Below are 17,544 nucleotides of genomic sequence, written 5' to 3'. Positions count from 1 at the left end.
AAGGGGGTAGGGGAATAGGGCAGTAAGGGTAAGGCAGGCGTGGGCGCGCCGCTTAGCTCCCCTACTCCCCTACTCCCTTACTCCTTTGCCACCCGATGTCGAGAAGGCCGAGCCGGCCGCGTTCGCGGTCCATGGCGCGTGCGATGTCCTTGCGTTCGCCGCCGATGTCGCGAAGCTGGCGATCGGAGAGATCCTCGACATTTTGGTAGGGAAGATTGACCGCGATTTTTGCGTGCCGAAGCCAGTCAAGCACGGCGCGCAGCCAGGCCGGGCGGAGGGTTACCGAGCGCAAGGCGATGTCAGACATGGTGCAATCCGCTTCTCCGGACATCAAATCCGGTTTGATGTTTCTTCGATGCTCAGAGCATGGCGGATTGAAATTCAAACGGGAAACGAGTAGTTTTTTCTGCATCTTCAAGTTCTATTTGATGATTGGAATGCTCGACCGAACCCTCCTCGTCTGGCACTGATGGCGCGCCTGCTGCCTGGAACCCGTGCGCTGCGGACGCTGGAGGCAGCGGCGCGGCACCTCAATTTCACCCGCGCCGCCGACGAGCTCGGCCTGACGCCGGCAGCGGTCAGCCATCAGATCAAGGAAATCGAGGATCAGCTCGGCATCGTGCTGTTCACACGCACCAGCCGCACGATCCGGCTGACCGAGGCGGGCGCGGTGCTGTTCGAAGCTTCGACCGATGCGCTCGACCTGCTTGGCCGGGCCGTCTCACGGGCGCAGAAGACGGCGCGCGGATCGGCGCTGCTGAAGGTCACCCTCGATGCGCAATTCGCGACGAAGTGGCTGATGCGGCGCGTCGACGATTTTCGCAAGCAGCATCCGGCAATCGAGCTGCGTTTCGACATCAGTTACGAGGTGCGCGACTTCGATCGCGACGACGTCGATCTCGGCATCCGTTTCGGCACCGGCAAATATCCGGGGCTTCGCTCGCACCGGCTGTTCGAAAACGTCATCATCCCCGTCTGCAGCCCGGCCTTGCTGCGGTCAGGGCCGCCGCTCAAGGAGCCGCGCGACCTGTTCCATCATACGCTGGCCCATATCGAGTGGTCACGCCAGGGCGTCACCTGGCCGAATTGGAGCATGTGGATGGCGGCGGCGGGCGTCGACGATTTCGACGACAGCCGGACCATCGTGTTCGGCAATTCGACGGATGCCGTCCAGGCCGCGCTCGACGGCAACGCGGTCGCGCTCGCCGATTTCGCCATGGTGGCAAACGACCTTTCGGAAGGTAGGCTGATCCGGCCGTTCGAACTCGGCATCAAGGTCGCGCCCGAATTCGCCTATTTCCTGGTCTATCCCGAAAGTGCGGCGAATGATCCGCGCATTGCCGCCTTTCGCGATTGGCTTCTCGACGAAATCGCAAGGACCCCGACCTGACGTTCAGCCCGCCGCCGCGCCGAACCAGCCGATCACCGCGCCGATGAGAAGCAGCACGCCGAGCCAGTGACCGACATCGATCAGCGTCAGATCCCAGCCGAAACCTTCGTAGCGATGGTTGACCGAAAGCGTCGTGGCGACGAACCCCAGCCAGAGAACGAAGCCGAAGATCACCCCGGCAAGCAGGCTCGGTTCGCCGCCGGTCACGGCGCCAATGATCAGCGACATGACCAGCGCCATGACGAGCTCCGCGACGAAGGAGACGACGAAGGGCAGCATCGATTTGCTCATGGTCGCCGGATCAAGCTTGGCGGCCTTCAGCCACGGCTTGCTCAAGCCCATGTACCAGGCCCCGCCGAACAGCCACGCCACGACGGCGGCGACGATTACCGCCAGCCAATTGATTGCTGAAAAATCCATGGTTCCCTCCGGTCGATTGCGCGATGGAACGCCTGTTCGGCGATGCCGTCAAGCAAGGCGCCAGACGGTGGTGCGCTTGACCTCGGCGTCCTCCAGCGCCCGGGTCACCGCCACTTCATAGACGGCAAGCGGTTCCAGTCCCGCCCTCGGCAGATAGGAACGGCCGGGATCGCCGACGAGGATGTCGCCGCCGCGCGCCTTCAGCGCGACGAACCACGGCATCAGCCTGTCGGCGAAAGTTTTGTCGTAGAAGACGTCGCCGGCCAGCACCACGTCCCAGCCGGCATCGCTGCCGATGCAGTCACCGATGAGGAATTTTATCTCGGTTCCATTTGCCTCGGCATTGAGGCGGATCGCGGTCGCGCAGAATGGGTCGATATCGGCGGCGATCACCTCGGCAGCTCCGGCCTTCACCGCGGCAATGGCGACAAGGCCGGAGCCGGAGGCGAAGTCCAGCACGCGCTTGCCGCGCACCGCCGCCGGATTGTCGAGGATGTAGCGGGCAAGGCCTTGGCCGCCGGCCCAGGCGAAAGCCCAGAAGGGTGGCGGCAGGCCGATTTCGGTCAGCTCGTCCTCGGTCCGCTGCCACAGTTCGTGCGCCTCGTCGGCCAGGTGCAGGCGGATCTCCGGCACATGCGGCGGCGCCATCAGCGCCGTGTTGTCGAGGATGAATTTCCTGGCGCTGTCCGGCGTCAGCGCCGTCATGGCGCCGGCGTCAGGCCGCCCATGCGGCAAACCTCTTGCCATTCGGCCGGCGTCACCGGCTGCACAGACAGCCGCCCGAGCCGCACCAGCGCCATGTCGGCCAGCTTTGGATTGGCCTTGGCCTGCTCCAGCGTCACCGGCTTCGGCATGGCCTTGAAGGCGCGGATGTCGACGCACTCCCAGCGGGGATCGTCGGTGGTGCTGTCCTGATGGGCCAGAGCGCAGACTTCGGCGATGCCGACGATGTCCAGCCCGTCATTGGAATGGTAGAAGAAGCCGAGATCGCCGATCTGCATCGCCTTCATGTTGTTGCGCGCCGCATAATTGCGCACGCCGTCCCACTGCGTGCCGGCCTTGCCCTTGGCCTTGAGGTCCTCGAAGGAGAAGACCGAAGGTTCGGATTTGAACAGCCAGTAGTTCATCTCAGTTGTCCCGTTGCCGTTGTCGGTTTGTCGCTATCCAGCGTTGGCGCTGCCCCTCACCCTTACCCGCTCCCCGTAAGGACGGGGAGAGGGGTCGCCAGCGCTGGAGCTTCTCCCTTCTCCCCGTTCTTCACGGGGAGAAGGTGCCGGCAGGCGGATGAGGGGCAGGGCGAACGAACGATCATTCACTCACAGGTTTGTTGAAGCTCCAGTTCCATTGCCGGATTTCGACGCTTTCGAACAGCCCTGCCTTGGTATAGGGATCGGCCGCCGACAGGGCTTTTGCCGCCGCCAGATCGGGCGCCTCGACAACGACGAGGCTGCCGTCCGGCTTGCCGTCGGCGTCGAGGAAAGGGCCGGCGAAACCCAGTTTCTTGTCGCCGTTCAGCCCTTCCAGAAAGGCAATGTGCTTGGACCGCGTATCGAGCCGCACCTGCAGCCTTCCTGGCTTGTCCTTGCAAATCAACGCAAACAGCATCTTTCCATCTCCGCAATCGTTCGCGATTACATGTCGGTTTCGGTCTTGAGTGGCCTTGTCATCAACGCCGACACAGCCTGGTCTATGGTTATGGTGCCGTCCAGTATGGCGGCGACGGCGGCGATGATCGGCGCGTCGATCCGGCGCTCGCCGGCGATGCGGGCGGCGATTGCCGCAGTCGGCACGCCTTCGGCCAAAGGCAAGCCGACAAGCGGCTTGCCTTGCCCCAGCGCCAGCCCATAGGCGAAATTGCGCGACTGCGCGGACGAGCAGGTGAGCAGCAGGTCGCCGAGGCCGGAAAGCCCCATCAGCGTCTCCGGCCTGGCGCCAAAGGCGGCGCCGATGCGGCGCAATTCGACGAAGCCGCGCGTCACCATAGCCGCCTGGGCGCTGGCACCGAGCCCGGCGCCGGTGACGGCACCCGCGGCAATGGCAAAGACGTTCTTCAGCGCGCCGCCGATCTCGACGCCGATCAGGTCGTCGCTCGAATAACAGCGCAGATTTTCCGCCGAAAAGCGGGCGGCAAGCTCGGTGGCCAGAGCCTCGTCGCGGGCGGCGACCACGACGGCCGTCGGCAGGCCCCTGGCGACATCGGTGGCAAAGCTTGGGCCGGACAAAGCGGCGACCGGATTTGCCGGCAGTATTTCCTCGGTGATGGACGATAGCAGCGCGCCGGTGTCGCGCTCGATGCCCTTGGCGCAGAGGACCAGCGGGACGCCTTCCGGCATATGGCTGGACGCGGCCGTCAGCATAATCCGTAACGATTGCGCCGGCGCTACCGCCAGAACGCAGTCTGCACCGTCGAGCGCCACCTCGATGTCGCTCGTCGCCACGATGCCGGGATCGAGCGCGATGCCCGGCAGATAGCGCGGATTTTCGCCACGGTCGATCGCCGCGACGGTCTCCGGGTCGCGCGCATAGAGGCGGACGAAATGACCGGCGCGCAGCGTGGCCAGCGCCAGCGCCGTGCCCCAGGCGCCGCCGCCGAGCACGGCGACGCGCCAGCCGCTTGGCGCCTTGTGCTCGCTGCCGGTCATGCCTTGGCCCCACGCCGGCCCGAGCCGACCATCGGGGCCGAGACGCTGTCCAGCGGCCAGCGCGAGCGCGGCACGAAATCGGCGGCGTTTTCACCTGATATGCCGGCGCGCAAGCGCTCGATGCCGGCCCAGGCGATCATCGCCGCATTGTCGGTGCAGAGGTTGAGCGGCGGCGCGACGAAGCTGAACCCGGCCTGCTCGCACAGGCCCTGCAATGTCGCCTTGATGGTCCGATTGGCGGCGACGCCGCCGGCGACAACCAATGCAGGCTCGGCCTTGTCCGGGAATTGCTGACGGAACCGGGTCAGCGCCCGCGCAACACGGTCGCCCAGCGCATCCGCGACCGCCGCCTGGAACGAGGCGCAGATATCGGCGACATCCTGGTCGCTCAGCGGGGCAATCGCGGTTGCCGCCTGGCGCACCGCGGTCTTGAGGCCGGAGAAGGAAAAATCGGGCTGCACGGAGCCCTTCATCGGGCGCGGAAAGGCGAAACGCGTCGCGTCACCGGTTGCCGCCGCCTTCTCGACATTCGGTCCGCCCGGATAGGGCAGGCCGAGCATCTTGGCCGTCTTGTCGAAGGCCTCGCCAAGCGCGTCGTCGATCGTCGTCGCCCAGCGCTGGTAGTCGCCGACGCCGCGCACGGCGACGATCTGGGTATGGCCGCCGGAGACCAGCAGCAAGAGGTAGGGAAAGTCGAGGCCGTCGGTCAATCTGGCCGTCAGCGCATGGCCTTCGAGATGGTTGATGGCGATCAGCGGTTTTTTTGCTGCCGCGGCGATTGCTTTGGCCGTCATCAGGCCGACGATCAGCCCGCCGACAAGACCGGGGCCGGCGGTGGCGGCAATCGCATCGATGTCGGCGAGCTCGACGCCGGAATCGGCCAGCGCTGCCTCGATGATGCCGTCGAGCGCCTCGACATGGGCGCGCGCGGCGATCTCCGGCACGACGCCGCCGAAAGCAGCATGCTCCTCGATCTGGCTGAGCACGATGTTCGACAGGATTTGCGGCGTGCTGCGACCGTCCAGCGCCACCACGCTGGCGGCGGTCTCGTCGCAACTCGTCTCGATGCCCAGAACGCGGATCAATTCGTCGCTGTCCTCGATGATTGTGCAACCGGCCTTTCCCCGATAGGAGAAAGCCCGAAAACCTGCCGGGGGTTATCACGGACGACGCGTCATGCAAACAACCTTGAGAATCGGAACACGCGGCAGCCCGCTGGCGCTGGCGCAGGCGCATGAAACGCAGGCGCGGCTGATGGCGGCGCACGGCATGCCGGCGGAAGCTTTCGAGGTGGTTGTCATCTCGACCACCGGCGACCGCATCCAGGACCGGCCGCTGTCGGAAGCCGGCGGCAAGGGCCTGTTCACCAAGGAGATCGAGGAGGCGCTGCTGGCGCGCCGCATCGACATCGCCGTGCATTCGTCGAAGGACATGCCGACGCTGTTGCCCGAGGGGCTGGAACTGTCCGCGTTCCTGCCGCGCGAGGACGCGCGCGATGCCTTCATCGGCAAGGCGGCGCGAACGATTGCCGGCCTGCCGCAAGGCGCCAGGGTCGGTTCGTCGTCGCTGCGGCGCCAGGCGCTGATCCGGCGGATGCGGCCGGACGTCGAAGTGGTGATGTTTCGCGGCAATGTGCAGACGCGGCTGCGCAAGCTCGACGACGGCATCGCCGACGGCACCATCCTCGCCTATGCCGGGCTGAAGCGGCTCGGGCTCGAAGACGTCGTCACCGACCTGATGCCGCTCGAGGTCTTTCCGCCGGCGCCGGGGCAAGGCGCGATCTGCATCGAAAGCCGCATCGGAGACCGCGACGTGGAACAGATGCTGGCAGCGATCCACGACGGGCCGACCGGCGAGGCGCTGGCCTGCGAGCGCGCCTTCCTGGCGGCGCTCGACGGGTCCTGCCGCACGCCGATCGCCGGACATGCGACGATATCGGGCGGAACGGTTTCCTTTGCCGGGCTGATCATCTCGCCCGATGGCACGCAGTCGCATGAAGTCAGGCTGCAAGGGCCGGCGCAGGAGGCGGCGCGCATTGGCGCGGAAGCCGCGGCGACCGTTCGGGCCAAGGCCGGCGAAACATTCTTCGATGGCTGGACCTGACATGCTCCGCGTCCTGGTGACGAGGCCCGAACCGGGCGCGTCGCGCACGGGGCGCCGGCTTGCGGATGCCGGCTTTCAGCCGATCCTGCTGCCATTGACCGGAACCGTGACGCTGCCGGTCGATGCCGGCGCGCTCGCTGACGCCGCGGCGGTCGCGGTCACCAGCGCCAATGCCGTTCGCCATGCGCCGAAAGAGGTCATCGCGGCGTTCGCCGGCTTGCCGTGCCACGCCGTCGGCAGGAAGACGGCGGAAGCCGCCCGCGCTGCCGCGTTTCTGTCGGTCAGCGAAGGCCCGGGCAATGCCGAGGCGCTGGCCGATGCGCTTGCTGGCGGTTACGCGGGGAAGACGATCGTCTATCTCTGCGGGCGGGTGCGATTTCCCGGCTTCGAGGAAGGGCTGTTGGCGTCGGGCGTTCAGGTCCGCGCCGTCGAGACCTACGACACCGTTGTCCTGGATTACTCCGACGAGGCCGTTCTTGCGCGCCTGTCCGCCCGGCCGGTCGAGGCGGTGCTGCTCTATTCGGCCAAGGCGGCAAAAGCGATGCAGGCCCTGGCTAGCCGGCCGGCGCTGCGTAGCCTTTTTCAGGACACGCGCTGTTTCGCGCTGTCGGGACGCATTGCCGCGGCCTTGGGCGATGTCGCTGGCGAAAGGATACGGATTGCGCTCGAGCCCAGCGAAGATGCCTTGCTGGGACTTTTGCAGGCGCCGCGCTGATGGCATTAGCGGCGGCTCTGTGCCGTGCTTGAAGGGCGGCGCCAAACGCAGGCGATTGCCCTCGGGCACATTTTGTTCTTGCTTTGTGCCGGCAGCTATGCTAGTAATTTGATTATGGTGCCAATTGGCTCCAACGACCCGCCCGCCGAGGCGGGTTTTTTGTGTGCCGAGCATGGGCCTTGGCTTGAAACGCGGATTCGGCCCTGCGGCGTTTTGCCAAAACTGAACTCCAAGCCGTGGCGTCATCACGCCGCCCCTTTTCACCGCTTGGTGATGTGCTAGACCCTTTCAACCATCCCGAAGCGAATTTTGCGGAGCCCGAGCATGGTCAAGACGCCGAAGATGCGGCATTCCAAGAGCCGCCGTGAGCCGGTGACCATCGAGCTTGAGCCTGGCGCCGTCTCGCGCGTCGCCGACGAACAGGATGCCGTGACCTCGCAGACCGACGAGGCGCGGGCCGAGGAAGCGGCGAACGCCTCGCAGCCGGAGCCACCTGAAGAGCCGGTGCATGCGGACCAGACCGATCTCGAGCCATGGGAACATGCCGACGCAGCCGCGCCGGCCGGCACGCAAGAGCCGGCGGACGCCGGCGACGATTCTGCCAGGGAAGCGGAAACCCCCTATCCCGCCGGTTCGGATGCGCCGGCCGGGCGCTCCGCGGTTTCCGATTACAGCTTCGAAGATGCATCCAGCGGAACCGGGGCCAACGAACCGAGGATCCCAGGTTCCGGCGAGAAGACAGCTGAGACGAGGGACGACCATATGGCAGCGCAGCCGAAGCGAAGCGGCATCAACGGCATCGCCGCCGGTATTATCGGCGGCGTCATCGCCCTCGCCGCGGCCGGCGGGCTGCAATTTGCCGGCCTGCTCGGTGCGCCGGGGACGGGCGGCGTGTCGCTCGACGCGATCAATGGTGAGATCGTTTCGCTGAAACGCGAGGTCGCGGACCTCAGACAGGCCGGCGCCAACAATGACGCATCGGCCAAGGTGGACGGGCTGTCGTCGGCGCTGGATCAGGTCAGGGCGGACGTCGCGGCGTTGAAGTCGGCGGTCGAGCAAGGCGGTGCCGGCGACAATGCCGGCCTGGCAGCACTTGGCGACAAGGTAAGGCAGATCGAGACGGCGGTTGCGGCCCTCGGCAAAGCCGGCGGTACGGCGCCGGTCGATCTCGGCCCGCTCAACGAAAGGCTGGCCGCGCTCGATGCGCTGGTGAAATCGGCCGGCGAGACGACAAAGGCGCAGGACAGCCGGCTTGCGGCCCTGGAACAGTCGGTTTCACAGATCTCCGGCAAGGTCGATGCACAGGCTTCGCAGCCGAAGATCGCACTGGCCATTGCCGCTTCGGCGCTCAAGGCAGCGCTCGACCGTGGTGCACCGTTCGCCGCCGAGCTGGAAACCTTTGCCGCGATCTCACCCGATGCACCCGAGATCGCGACGTTGCGCACCTATGCCGAAAAGGGCGTCTCGATGCGCTCCGAGATCGCCGCCGAAGCGGACGCCGCCGCCAACGCGATGGTCGCTGCCGCGACGCCCATCGACCAGAATGCCGGCATCCTGCAGAAGCTGCTGTCCAGCGCCGAATCGCTGGTCAAGGTCAGGCCGATCGGCGCCGTCGAAGGCACCGGCGTCCCGGAAACCGTCGCTCGCATGGAGGTCGCGGTCAGCCAGGGCGACTACGCCAAGGCGCTCAGCGAATATGAAACCCTGCCTGAGGCGGCCAAGGCCGCCGGCGCCGACTTTGCCGGCAAGTTGAAAGCGCGGATGGAGGTCGAGACGCAGATCGATTCGCTCATCGCAGGCGCGATGAAGGCGTGAGGAACCCGATGATCCGCATCCTCGCCTTCCTTGCCGTCGTCTTTGCGCTCGGGCTCGGCTTCGCCTGGCTGGCCGACCGGCCGGGCGAAATGCTCGTCACCTTCAACGGCTATCAATACCAGGTCAGCCTGATGGTCGCGGCGGTGGCGGTCGTTGCCGTGGTTGCCGCGGTAATGATCGTCTGGTGGCTGGTCAAGGCGCTGTGGAACAGCCCCTATACGATCTCGCGCTATTTCCGCGTGCGTCGCCGCGACCGCGGCTACCAGGCGCTGTCGACCGGGATGATCGCCGCCGGCGCCGGTGACGGCGCGCTCGCCCGCAAGAAGACCAAGGAAGCGGCAAAGCTGATCCGCTCCGATCAGGAGCCACTGATCCAGCTGCTCGACGCGCAGGCCTCGCTGCTCGAAGGCGACCATGAAGGCGCCCGCGAAAAGTTCGAGACCATGCTCGATGATCCCGAAATGCGGCTGCTCGGCCTGCGCGGGCTTTATCTCGAGGCCGAGCGGCTCGGCGACCGCAACGCAGCCCGCCACTATGCCGGCCGTGCCGCGGCGGTAGCGCCGCAACTGACCTGGGCGGCCGAATCGACGCTGGAAGACCTGACCGAACGCGGCGACTGGGATGGCGCGCTGAAACTGGTCGACGCCCAGAAGTCGACCCGGCAGATCGAGCGTGACGCCGCCAACCGGCGCCGCGTCGTGCTGCTGACCGCCAAGGCGCAGGCGCTGATCGACAGCGATGCCAATGCCGCAAGGACGGCGGCGCTCGAAGCCAATCGGCTGCGGCCGGATTTTGCACCGGCGGCGGTCGTCGCGGCGAAATTGCTGTTTAGACAGAACGACGTGCGCAAAGGCTCGAAAATCCTCGAGGCGGCGTGGAAGGCCGAGCCCCATCCGGAGATCGCCGAGCTCTACACCCATGCCAGGCCGGGCGATGCCGTGCTCGACCGGCTGAACCGGGCAAAGAAGCTGCAGGAGCTGAAGAAGAACCATGCCGAGTCCTCGCTTGCCGTGGCGCGCGCCGCGCTAGATGCGCAGGATTTTTCAACCGCCCGCCGCGAGGCGGAAGCCGCCATCCGCATCGATCGCCGCGAAGGCGCCTATCTGCTGCTGGCCGATATCGAGGAGGCCGAGACCGGCGACCAGGGCAAGGTGCGGCAGTTGCTGTCGAAGGCGGTGAGAGCGCCGCGCGACCCGGCCTGGGTTGCCGACGGCGTCGTCTCCGACCGCTGGGCTCCGGTATCGCCGATCACCGGCAGGCTCGATGCATTCGAATGGCGGGCGCCGATGGAGCGGCTCGGGCAGTTGATCGACGGTCATGAGGATACGCCGGAGGTGCAGGTGCCGGCCATCGCGGCGGCTCCAGCCAGGCCGGTACAGGAAAGGGCCGGGTCGATCGAGCACACGGCGGAGACACCGGGCACAGCGACCGAGGAGAAGACGGACGACCGCGCCGGCGAGGATCATGTGACACCAATGACCGCGGCGGCGTTTGCCCAAGTGCCGGAAGATGCCGAGGCCGTCGAGCCGGCGCAGGAGCTGACGCGGCTGCCCGACGACCCCGGCGTCGATCCAGACGACGCGGCGGATAAATCGACGCGCCGGTTTCGTTTATTCTGATCAGGGTCGAGTGGACCCCGGCTTATTGGGAATGATTTGATGTTCGAACGCGTTTTGTCGTTTCTAAGGGATCTGCCGTCCCGTGGTGGCGCCAGCCCCAGCGCCGACGATCCGCGCATTGCCGCGTCCGCCCTGCTTTTCCACGTGATGAACGCCGACGGGGTGCGCCAGGATAGCGAATGGGAACGGTTCAAGAAGGTGCTGGCGGAAAGCTACTCGATCAGCGGTGACGAACTCGACGCGTTGGCGGCTGCCGGCGAGCGGGCCGACAATGAGGCGATCGACCTCTACGCCTTCACCAGCGTGCTCAAGCGCCATCTCGACGCCGAGGCGCGAAAGGCCTTCATCGGCCTGATGTGGGAGATCGTCTATGCCGATGGCGAGCTGCACGAGCTCGAGGACAATACCGTGTGGCGGGTCGCCGAGCTGATCGGCGTCGAACGTCGCGACCGTGTCGAGGCGCGTCTCAAGGCGGCCGCCGCGGCGCCTGGTGCTGCCGGAACCTCAAGCGACGAATAGACAGGATCCCGCCTTCCAATGCCGCCCAAGCCAAGTCCGAGACCAAAGATCCTGATCGTGCTGCATCAGGAGCATTCGAGCCCCGGACGGGTCGGCCATATGCTTATCGAGGAAGGCTTCGACCTCGACATCCGCCGACCGCCGCTCGGCGAGGCCTTGCCGCAGACGCTGGATGGCCATGCCGGCGCCGTGGTGTTCGGCGGGCCGATGAGCGCCAATGACGGCGACGAGTTCGTCCGCCGCGAGACCGACTGGCTCAAAATTCCGCTCAACGAGAACCGGCCGCTGCTTGGCATCTGCCTCGGCGCGCAAATGCTGGTCAAGCATCTTGGCGGCAGGGTCGAGGGCCATGGCGAGGGCCTCGTCGAAATCGGCTGGTATCCGCTGAAGGCGACCGAAGCGGGCAGCAGGCTGATGCATTGGCCGGAGATGGTCTATCAGTTCCATCGCGAAGGGTTTTCGCTGCCGAAGGACGCGACGCTTTTGGCGACGGCCGAAACCTATCCCAACCAGGCCTTCCGCTATGGCGACAATGCCTGGGGCATTCAGTTCCATGGCGAATTGACCCGGGCGATGATGCAGCGCTGGGTGGTGCGCGGCGCGCACCGCTTCGAACTGCCCGGCGCGCAGCCCGGCCGCGATCATCTCGGCGGCCGGCTGATCTGGGACATGCACCTCAAGCGCTGGCTCGGCGAGTTCCTGCCGATGATTTTCGGCAAGCCGGCGCTGCGGTAATCAGTTTCGTCCCCTGAGATGACGCACCTTGCGCAGCTGCGGGAACAGCACCGCCCATAGGCCGGCAACAGCGATCGCCCCGACACCCCCGACCACCACGGCCGGAACCGTGCCGATCAACGCCGCCATGGTACCGGCGCGGAATTCGCCGAGCTCATTGGAAGCGCCGACAAACACCTGGTTGACGGCGTTGACGCGGCCGCGAACGGCGTCCGGCGTCCACAGCTGGATCAGCGTCTCGCGGATATAGACGCTGAACATGTCAGTGGCGCCGAGCAGCGCAAGGGCCGCAATCGACAGCCAGGTGATGGTCGAGAGGCCGAACAGAACCGTGAACGCGCCGAACAGCGCGACGAAGCCGAGCATGACAAGGCCGGCATGGTTGCGGATCGGGTGTCCGGCCAGCCAGATGGCGACGCAGATGGCGCCGACGCCGGGCGCCGAGCGCAACAGGCCGAGCCCCCATGGGCCGAGTTCGAGGATATCGCGCGCGTAGACCGGCAGCAGCGCCGAGGCGCCGGACAGGAGCACCGCAAACAGATCGAGCGAAATCGCACCGAGCACGATCTTTTCGCTCCAGATATAGCCGAAGCCGGCGAACAGGGTCTGTACCGTCGGCCTGTCGGTCCGGCTGCGCTGGGCAGGCTTCGGGATGGTGAAGATCAGCACGGCGGCAACCAGCATCAGCACAGCGGCGGTGGTGTAGGCGGCTTCGGCTGAAAGCCCGTAGAGCAGGCCGCCGGCGACCGGCCCGACGATGGTTGCCGTCTGCCAGGCGGACGAGTTCCAGGCGATGGCGTTGGCAAAATCCTCGGGCGGCACCAGATTGGCGAACAGCGATGAGGAGGCCGGCCCGAAGAAGGCGCGCGCGATGCCGAACATGGCGAGCACGATGAAGACCGGCATCGGCCCGGAGAGGCCGCGTAGCGTCAGCAGCAGCAGGGCCAAGGCGCAGCCCGCCTCGACCAGCACCGCCAGCGCCATGATCAGCCGGCGCCCGAAACGATCGGCAACGTCGCCGGTGACCAGCACCAGCAGCAGAGAAGGCAGGAACTGGACGATGCCGACAAGGCCGAGGTCGAACGGGTCGCGGGTGAGATCGTAGATCTGCCAGCCGACGGCGACCGACACGATCTGGGTGGAGAATGTCGAGAGGAAGCGCGCCGCCCAGTAGCTCAGGAACGGCCGATGGCGAAAGGCGGCATAGCGCTGGTCGGATGGTACTTGGGATTCTGTGGTCATGGAATAAGGCCCCGTGGCGGCTATGTCGGCCGGCGGGGCACTTCCTCGATGGGCGCTGGTCCGGCCAAAAAAGCCTTTAGCGCAGTTCGGCGCAGGGCGCGCGCAAAAATCCGGCGTGGCTCCAGCTTTTTTCAGGCTGCCATACCAATTGCAGGCGGCAACCACGCTCGGCGGAGATGGAGAGGGTTATTTGGCGCGCAGGTCGAGTTCCTTCGCGCCCCCCCTCTGTCCTGCCGGACATCTCCCCCTCAAGGGGGGAGATTGGACGTCCAAGGGGGGAGATTGGACGTCGCGACGTCCTTCGCCAGTCTCCGGCTTCGAAGGCAATTTGTACGTTCAAAGATTTGTACGTTTAAAGCGTAGCGCCATCGGCGAGGCAGCTGATCTCCCCCCTTGAGGGGGAGATGTCCGGCAGGACAGAGGGGGGCGCTGTCCCGCCAATCTTCGAGGCTTGCGTTTGCAGGGCTTCGAACGATGCTTTAGGCCGTCGCCTTGGCCTTCCTGCCCCTGCCCTTGACGGGCGCGGGCGGGGGGGCTTTGCGGCCGAGACCGATCGCCTTGGCCAGCTGCGAACGCGAGGCCGCGTAGTTGGGGGCGACCATCGGGTAGTCCGACGGCAGGCCCCATTTGGCGCGATAGGCGTCGGGCGTCAGCCCGAAATGAACGCCGATATGGCGCTTCAAGGATTTGAACTTCTTGCCGTCCTCGAGACAGATGATGTAGTCCGGCGTCACCGATTTCTTGGGATTGACGGCAGGCGTCAGCGGCGCGGCGACCGGCACAGCCGGTTGCCCGAGGCCGCCTATGGAAGCGCTGACGCTGGCGATGAGATCGCCGAGGCCGGAAGCCGGCAAGCGGTTCTTCTCGACATAGGCGGACACGATATGGGCGGTCAGCTCGAGCAGGTCGATATTTTTGCGAGCGTTGTTGTTGTCGTCGGTCAATCTATCTCTCCGTCCATGGGGGTCGCAGAAATTCCTAGTCGGCAAATCTGCGCAATGCAATGACGCCGCACCACGTCACACATTATTTTGAATAATAATACTAACGGCAGCGCGGGATTAACAACCCTGAGCCGGTGCTCGATAATATCAGACAATCAGCAATATCAAATAATCAGGGATTTGTCGCGCCATAGTCGAAATCCGCCCTCGAAGGCGCGTGTGTTGTCGCCGCGTCTGCAATCGGCGGGCAAGTCGGCGAGTTCGTCGACATTGCCGCCGCCGATGACCACGTAGTCCGGCTGCATGGCGGCGCGAAGCCGGTCGACCACGTCGAAGACGTGTTTGCGCCATTTCTTCTTGCCGCGCTTTTGCAGGCCGCGTTCGCCGACATAGTCTTCGAAACTGCCGCGCTTCTTATAGGGAAGATGGGCAAGCTCCATCGGCTGGGCAACGTTATCGACGATCATCGCGGCCCCAAGGCCGGTGCCGAGGCCAAGGAACAGCATGCGGCCGCCCTCATAACTGCCGATGGCCTGCATGAGCGCATCGTTAACGACCTTGACCGGTTTGCCGAACTCGGCGGCGAAATCGCAGCCGACCCAGCCCTTGCCGAGATTGGCGGGTTCGGTCAGCGGCCGGTTGTGGTGCACCGGGCCCGGATAGCCCATCGAGACGACATCGTAGCGCAGCCCTTCGGCGAGCGTCTTCACCGCCGCGACCATCTGCTGCGGCGTAAGCTCCGGTCCGGAAGCGGTCTTGCGCTCGTCGCCGCCGGCACTGGTGCGGATCTTGACGTGCGAGCCGCCGATATCGATCGCAAGCACGATCTTTTCTTCCTCCGATGCCGGTTGCTTCACCGCCTTGGCCATCGCTTTCACCTTCCAGAAATCATTTCGCTGGATTGATCCAGCCGTTCGGCGGCCCGAATCCAGCCATGGCTTCGGCCGGCCCCCACGTCTTTGGCGCGTAGACAGGGGGCGGCGTGGTGTCGCCGAGCACCGGGCCGACGATGCGCCAGGCGAGCTCGCTGGCGTCCTGGCGGGTGAAAAGCTGGCCGTTGCCGTTCATGGCGTCGCCGATCAACCGCTCGTACGGCGGCATGTTGCCCTTCGAATCGTCCAGCGCGGTGAGCTCGACCTGCTCACCGACCATGTCATCGCCGGGCGCCTTGCGACGGGCGCCGATCGAGATCGCCACCTGAGGATCGATGCGGAAGCGCACGTGATTGCAGTCGCCGGGCTTGATCGGATCGAAGACGTCGAGCGGCGGTCGCTTCAGTTGCACGATGACCTCGGTGGCGTGCACCGGCAGGGATTTGCCGGCGCGAATGAAGAACGGCACATCCTGCCAGCGCCAGGTATCGACGAAAAAGCGCACCGCCGCGAAGGTCTCGACCGGCGAGTTCGGCGCCACGCCCGGCTCGTTGAGATAGCCGTCGAACTGGCCGCGCACCACATCGTCCCTGGTCAGCGTCCGGATCGCCCGCAGGACCTGCACCTTCTCGTCGATGAGATCGTCGGCCGAGCGGCCGACCGGCGGTTCCATGGCGAGCAGCAAGAGGATGTTGAGCAGATGGTTTTCGACGACGTCGCGAATGCAGCCGACCTCGTCATAGAAGCGGCCGCGGCCCTCGACGCCGAAATCCTCGGCCATGGTGATCTGCACGCTCTCGACGTAATTGCGGTTCCAGATCGGCTCGAGGAAGGAATTGGCGAAGCGGAAATAGAGCAGGTTCTGGATCGCCTCCTTGCCGAGATAATGGTCGATGCGGAAGATCGACTTTTCGTCGAAGACCAGATGCAGCACCCGGTTCAGCCAGCGCGCCGATTGCAGATCGTGGCCGAATGGCTTTTCCACCATCAGGCGCGCGCCCTGGGCGGCGCCCGACTGCTCCAGCCCCTGGACGACCACCTCGAACATCGCCGGCGGCACCGCCAGATAGTGCAGCGGCCGCTCAGCGCTGCCGAGCGCGGTCTTCAGCTTCTCGAAGGTCGCAGGCGCCCGATAGTCGCCGCTGACATAGCGCAGCAGCGATGCAAGCCTGGCAAAGATCTTGTCGTCGATGCTGCCCAAGGCGTTGACGATGCCGTCGCGGGCGCGCGCCTGCAGCTTGGCGGGGTCCCAGGGATCGAAGGCGACGCCGATCACCGGCTCGTTCAGCGTCCCTTTGGCCACCATGGCGTAAAGGGCGGGGAAGATCTTCTTGTGGGCGAGATCGCCGGTGGCGCCGAAAAGCACCAGCGTGTCCGATCGTTCCTGGCTCATGGGCGTGCCTCCCTGTCGCCCGTCACGAGCCGGCCTTGGGTTTTTCGACATGGCCGCCAAAGGCATAGCGCATGGCGGACAGAAGCTTGTCGGCGAATTCGGATTCGCCTTGCGAGGAGAACCTGTCGAACAGCGCCGAGGACAGCACCGGCGCCGGCACGCCGGTGTCGATCGCCGCCTTCAGCGTCCAGCGGCCTTCGCCGGAATCCGAGACCCGCCCGCCGAACTGCGTCAACGACGAATCGGCCTTCAGTACGCCGGCCGTCAGGTCGAGCAGCCACGAGCCGATGACGCTGCCGTGCCGCCAGACCTCGGCCACTTCAGCGATGTCGATGTCGAACTGGTAATATTGCGGGTTTTCCAGCGGGCTGGTTTCGGCATCGGCGGTGCGCTGCCGTTTGCCGGCATTCGCCGACTTCAGGATGTTCATGCCTTCGGCATAGGCGGCCATAACGCCATATTCGATACCGTTATGGACCATCTTGACGAAATGGCCGGCGCCGCTTGGTCCGCAGTGAAGATAGCCGAAGGGCGAGGTTCCGGCATTCTTGGCAGGGGCGGGCGAAGCGGCGTCGGCGCCCGGCGCCAGCGTTGCGAAGACCGGATCGAGGTGCTGGACCGCGCTGTCGGGGCCGCCGATCATCAGGCAGTAGCCGCGCTCGAGGCCCCAGACGCCGCCGCTGGTGCCGACATCGACATAGCTCAAGCCTTTCAAGGCGAGGCGCGCGGCGTGGTCGACGGCCTCGTGATAATAGGAATTGCCGCCGTCTATGATGATGTCGCCCGGCTCCATCAGGGCAGCCACCTGGTCGACGATCTTGCCGGTGATCGCCGCAGGCAGCATCAGCCAGGCGCTGCGCGGCTTCGCCAGCTTGCCGACGAACTCCTCCATCGACGCGGTTCCGACCGCGCCGGCGCTCACAAGCGCGGCGACGCTCGCCGGGTTAATATCGTAGACGACGCATTCGTGGCCATCACGCAGCAGGCGCCGAACCATGTTGGCGCCCATCCGGCCCAGTCCCATCATTCCTATCTGCATGGTCTCGTCCTGCCTTACTTGAGGGATCGATGATCTAGTGGCGCTGTGATTGAAGCATGATCTTGTCCAAAAACCGGTCTCCACTTTGCGGGATCA

General features: G+C 65.5%; 19 protein-coding genes. 7 read left to right on the top strand and 12 right to left on the bottom strand.

What is annotated here, in order from left to right; translation table 11 throughout:
* Positions 1–61 precede the first annotated feature (61 nt).
* Positions 62–307, bottom strand: a complete 246-nt coding sequence (locus tag NKH28_RS10785) for a hypothetical protein (protein ID WP_352978940.1) — start codon at positions 305–307, stop codon at positions 62–64.
* Positions 308–469: 162 nt separating this feature from the next.
* Between NKH28_RS10785 and gcvA the strand changes: the two genes are divergently transcribed.
* A complete protein-coding gene (gene gcvA, locus NKH28_RS10780; RefSeq protein ID WP_352451320.1) occupies positions 470–1,390 on the top strand; it encodes a transcriptional regulator GcvA in 921 nt (306 codons plus the stop codon).
* Between the two features lie 3 nt (positions 1,391–1,393).
* Here gcvA and NKH28_RS10775 read toward each other — a convergent pair whose 3' ends face one another.
* The 6 genes from NKH28_RS10775 to tsaD form a co-directional block, all read right to left on the bottom strand.
* Positions 1,394–1,810 carry a DUF1761 domain-containing protein gene (locus NKH28_RS10775; RefSeq protein WP_352817345.1) on the bottom strand — a complete coding sequence of 139 codons (417 nt, stop codon included), beginning with the start codon at positions 1,808–1,810 and terminating at the stop codon, positions 1,394–1,396.
* A 48-nt stretch (positions 1,811–1,858) separates the two neighbouring features.
* The gene (locus NKH28_RS10770) at positions 1,859–2,515 is read right to left on the bottom strand and encodes a class I SAM-dependent methyltransferase (protein ID WP_352817348.1); all 657 of its coding nucleotides are present in this window, start codon (positions 2,513–2,515) and stop codon (positions 1,859–1,861) included.
* Entirely contained in the window at positions 2,512–2,937 is a 426-nt protein-coding gene (locus tag NKH28_RS10765; RefSeq protein WP_023680473.1) for an EVE domain-containing protein, read from the bottom strand. Before NKH28_RS10765 ends, NKH28_RS10770 begins: the two co-directional genes overlap by 4 nt.
* Positions 2,938–3,118: 181 nt before the next feature.
* Positions 3,119–3,415: a YciI-like protein gene (locus tag NKH28_RS10760; protein ID WP_352978817.1), complete on the bottom strand. Its 297-nt coding sequence runs from the start codon at positions 3,413–3,415 to the stop codon at positions 3,119–3,121.
* A 26-nt stretch (positions 3,416–3,441) separates the two neighbouring features.
* Entirely contained in the window at positions 3,442–4,452 is a 1,011-nt protein-coding gene (locus NKH28_RS10755; protein WP_352978815.1) for an NAD(P)H-dependent glycerol-3-phosphate dehydrogenase, read from the bottom strand.
* Positions 4,449–5,534, bottom strand: a complete 1,086-nt coding sequence (gene tsaD / locus NKH28_RS10750) for a tRNA (adenosine(37)-N6)-threonylcarbamoyltransferase complex transferase subunit TsaD (protein WP_352540951.1) — start codon at positions 5,532–5,534, stop codon at positions 4,449–4,451. The genes NKH28_RS10755 and tsaD overlap by 4 nt, the downstream gene beginning before the upstream one ends.
* Before the next feature lie 94 nt (positions 5,535–5,628).
* Between tsaD and hemC the strand changes: the two genes are divergently transcribed.
* The 6 genes from hemC to NKH28_RS10720 all read left to right on the top strand — a co-directional run bounded on the left by hemC (position 5,629) and on the right by NKH28_RS10720 (position 11,958).
* A complete protein-coding gene (gene hemC / locus NKH28_RS10745) occupies positions 5,629–6,555 on the top strand; it encodes a hydroxymethylbilane synthase (protein WP_352817356.1) in 927 nt (308 codons plus the stop codon).
* 1 nt (position 6,556) lies between these two features.
* On the top strand, positions 6,557–7,270 hold the full coding sequence (locus NKH28_RS10740; protein WP_352978938.1) for a uroporphyrinogen-III synthase: 714 nt from the start codon (positions 6,557–6,559) through the stop codon (positions 7,268–7,270).
* Positions 7,271–7,594: 324 nt separating this feature from the next.
* A complete protein-coding gene (locus NKH28_RS10735; protein ID WP_352978813.1) occupies positions 7,595–9,085 on the top strand; it encodes a COG4223 family protein in 1,491 nt (496 codons plus the stop codon).
* A gap of 8 nt (positions 9,086–9,093) precedes the next feature.
* A complete protein-coding gene (locus NKH28_RS10730; protein WP_352978811.1) occupies positions 9,094–10,704 on the top strand; it encodes a heme biosynthesis protein HemY in 1,611 nt (536 codons plus the stop codon).
* A gap of 39 nt (positions 10,705–10,743) precedes the next feature.
* Positions 10,744–11,223: a tellurite resistance TerB family protein gene (locus NKH28_RS10725; protein ID WP_352978810.1), complete on the top strand. Its 480-nt coding sequence runs from the start codon at positions 10,744–10,746 to the stop codon at positions 11,221–11,223.
* A gap of 18 nt (positions 11,224–11,241) precedes the next feature.
* The gene (locus NKH28_RS10720) at positions 11,242–11,958 is read left to right on the top strand and encodes a glutamine amidotransferase (RefSeq protein WP_292657163.1); all 717 of its coding nucleotides are present in this window, start codon (positions 11,242–11,244) and stop codon (positions 11,956–11,958) included.
* Here NKH28_RS10720 and NKH28_RS10715 read toward each other — a convergent pair whose 3' ends face one another.
* The 5 genes from NKH28_RS10715 to gnd all read right to left on the bottom strand — a co-directional run bounded on the left by NKH28_RS10715 (position 11,959) and on the right by gnd (position 17,448).
* Positions 11,959–13,200 carry an MFS transporter gene (locus NKH28_RS10715; RefSeq protein WP_352481011.1) on the bottom strand — a complete coding sequence of 414 codons (1,242 nt, stop codon included), beginning with the start codon at positions 13,198–13,200 and terminating at the stop codon, positions 11,959–11,961.
* Positions 13,201–13,679: 479 nt separating this feature from the next.
* Positions 13,680–14,144, bottom strand: a complete 465-nt coding sequence (locus NKH28_RS10710) for a Ros/MucR family transcriptional regulator (protein ID WP_352481010.1) — start codon at positions 14,142–14,144, stop codon at positions 13,680–13,682.
* Positions 14,145–14,308: 164 nt separating this feature from the next.
* Entirely contained in the window at positions 14,309–15,013 is a 705-nt protein-coding gene (locus NKH28_RS10705) for an ROK family protein (protein ID WP_352978808.1), read from the bottom strand.
* A gap of 19 nt (positions 15,014–15,032) precedes the next feature.
* Positions 15,033–16,409 carry a glucose-6-phosphate dehydrogenase gene (gene zwf, locus NKH28_RS10700; RefSeq protein ID WP_352978806.1) on the bottom strand — a complete coding sequence of 459 codons (1,377 nt, stop codon included), beginning with the start codon at positions 16,407–16,409 and terminating at the stop codon, positions 15,033–15,035.
* Positions 16,410–16,431: 22 nt separating this feature from the next.
* The gene (gene gnd / locus NKH28_RS10695; RefSeq protein ID WP_352540861.1) at positions 16,432–17,448 is read right to left on the bottom strand and encodes a phosphogluconate dehydrogenase (NAD(+)-dependent, decarboxylating); all 1,017 of its coding nucleotides are present in this window, start codon (positions 17,446–17,448) and stop codon (positions 16,432–16,434) included.
* Positions 17,449–17,544 lie beyond the last annotated feature (96 nt).

Origin of the sequence: Mesorhizobium sp. M1227 (genome assembly GCF_040318315.1) — a bacterium.
In the GTDB taxonomy this organism is placed as follows: Bacteria; Pseudomonadota; Alphaproteobacteria; order Rhizobiales; family Rhizobiaceae; genus Mesorhizobium.
Note: the sequence above shows the minus strand (reverse complement) of the source record. Positions and strands in the feature narration are given on the sequence as shown.

Bases quoted from the DNA above. Each gene is read 5' to 3' on its own strand.
- NKH28_RS10785 (WP_352978940.1), bottom strand. From the start codon at position 307: ATGTCTGACATCGCCTTGCGCTCGGTAACCCTCCGCCCGGCCTGGCTG.
- NKH28_RS10715 (WP_352481011.1), bottom strand. From the start codon at position 13,200: ATGACCACAGAATCCCAAGTACCATCCGACCAGCGCTATGCCGCCTTT.
- NKH28_RS10705 (WP_352978808.1), bottom strand. From the start codon at position 15,013: ATGGCCAAGGCGGTGAAGCAACCGGCATCGGAGGAAGAAAAGATCGTG.
- NKH28_RS10775 (WP_352817345.1), bottom strand. From the start codon at position 1,810: ATGGATTTTTCAGCAATCAATTGGCTGGCGGTAATCGTCGCCGCCGTC.
- NKH28_RS10755 (WP_352978815.1), bottom strand. From the start codon at position 4,452: ATGACCGGCAGCGAGCACAAGGCGCCAAGCGGCTGGCGCGTCGCCGTG.
- zwf (WP_352978806.1), bottom strand. From the start codon at position 16,409: ATGAGCCAGGAACGATCGGACACGCTGGTGCTTTTCGGCGCCACCGGC.
- NKH28_RS10725 (WP_352978810.1), top strand. From the start codon at position 10,744: ATGTTCGAACGCGTTTTGTCGTTTCTAAGGGATCTGCCGTCCCGTGGT.
- gnd (WP_352540861.1), bottom strand. From the start codon at position 17,448: ATGCAGATAGGAATGATGGGACTGGGCCGGATGGGCGCCAACATGGTT.
- NKH28_RS10740 (WP_352978938.1), top strand. From the start codon at position 6,557: ATGCTCCGCGTCCTGGTGACGAGGCCCGAACCGGGCGCGTCGCGCACG.
- NKH28_RS10730 (WP_352978811.1), top strand. From the start codon at position 9,094: ATGATCCGCATCCTCGCCTTCCTTGCCGTCGTCTTTGCGCTCGGGCTC.
- NKH28_RS10720 (WP_292657163.1), top strand. From the start codon at position 11,242: ATGCCGCCCAAGCCAAGTCCGAGACCAAAGATCCTGATCGTGCTGCAT.
- NKH28_RS10735 (WP_352978813.1), top strand. From the start codon at position 7,595: ATGGTCAAGACGCCGAAGATGCGGCATTCCAAGAGCCGCCGTGAGCCG.
- NKH28_RS10765 (WP_023680473.1), bottom strand. From the start codon at position 2,937: ATGAACTACTGGCTGTTCAAATCCGAACCTTCGGTCTTCTCCTTCGAG.
- NKH28_RS10770 (WP_352817348.1), bottom strand. From the start codon at position 2,515: ATGACGGCGCTGACGCCGGACAGCGCCAGGAAATTCATCCTCGACAAC.
- NKH28_RS10760 (WP_352978817.1), bottom strand. From the start codon at position 3,415: ATGCTGTTTGCGTTGATTTGCAAGGACAAGCCAGGAAGGCTGCAGGTG.
- hemC (WP_352817356.1), top strand. From the start codon at position 5,629: ATGCAAACAACCTTGAGAATCGGAACACGCGGCAGCCCGCTGGCGCTG.
- gcvA (WP_352451320.1), top strand. From the start codon at position 470: ATGGCGCGCCTGCTGCCTGGAACCCGTGCGCTGCGGACGCTGGAGGCA.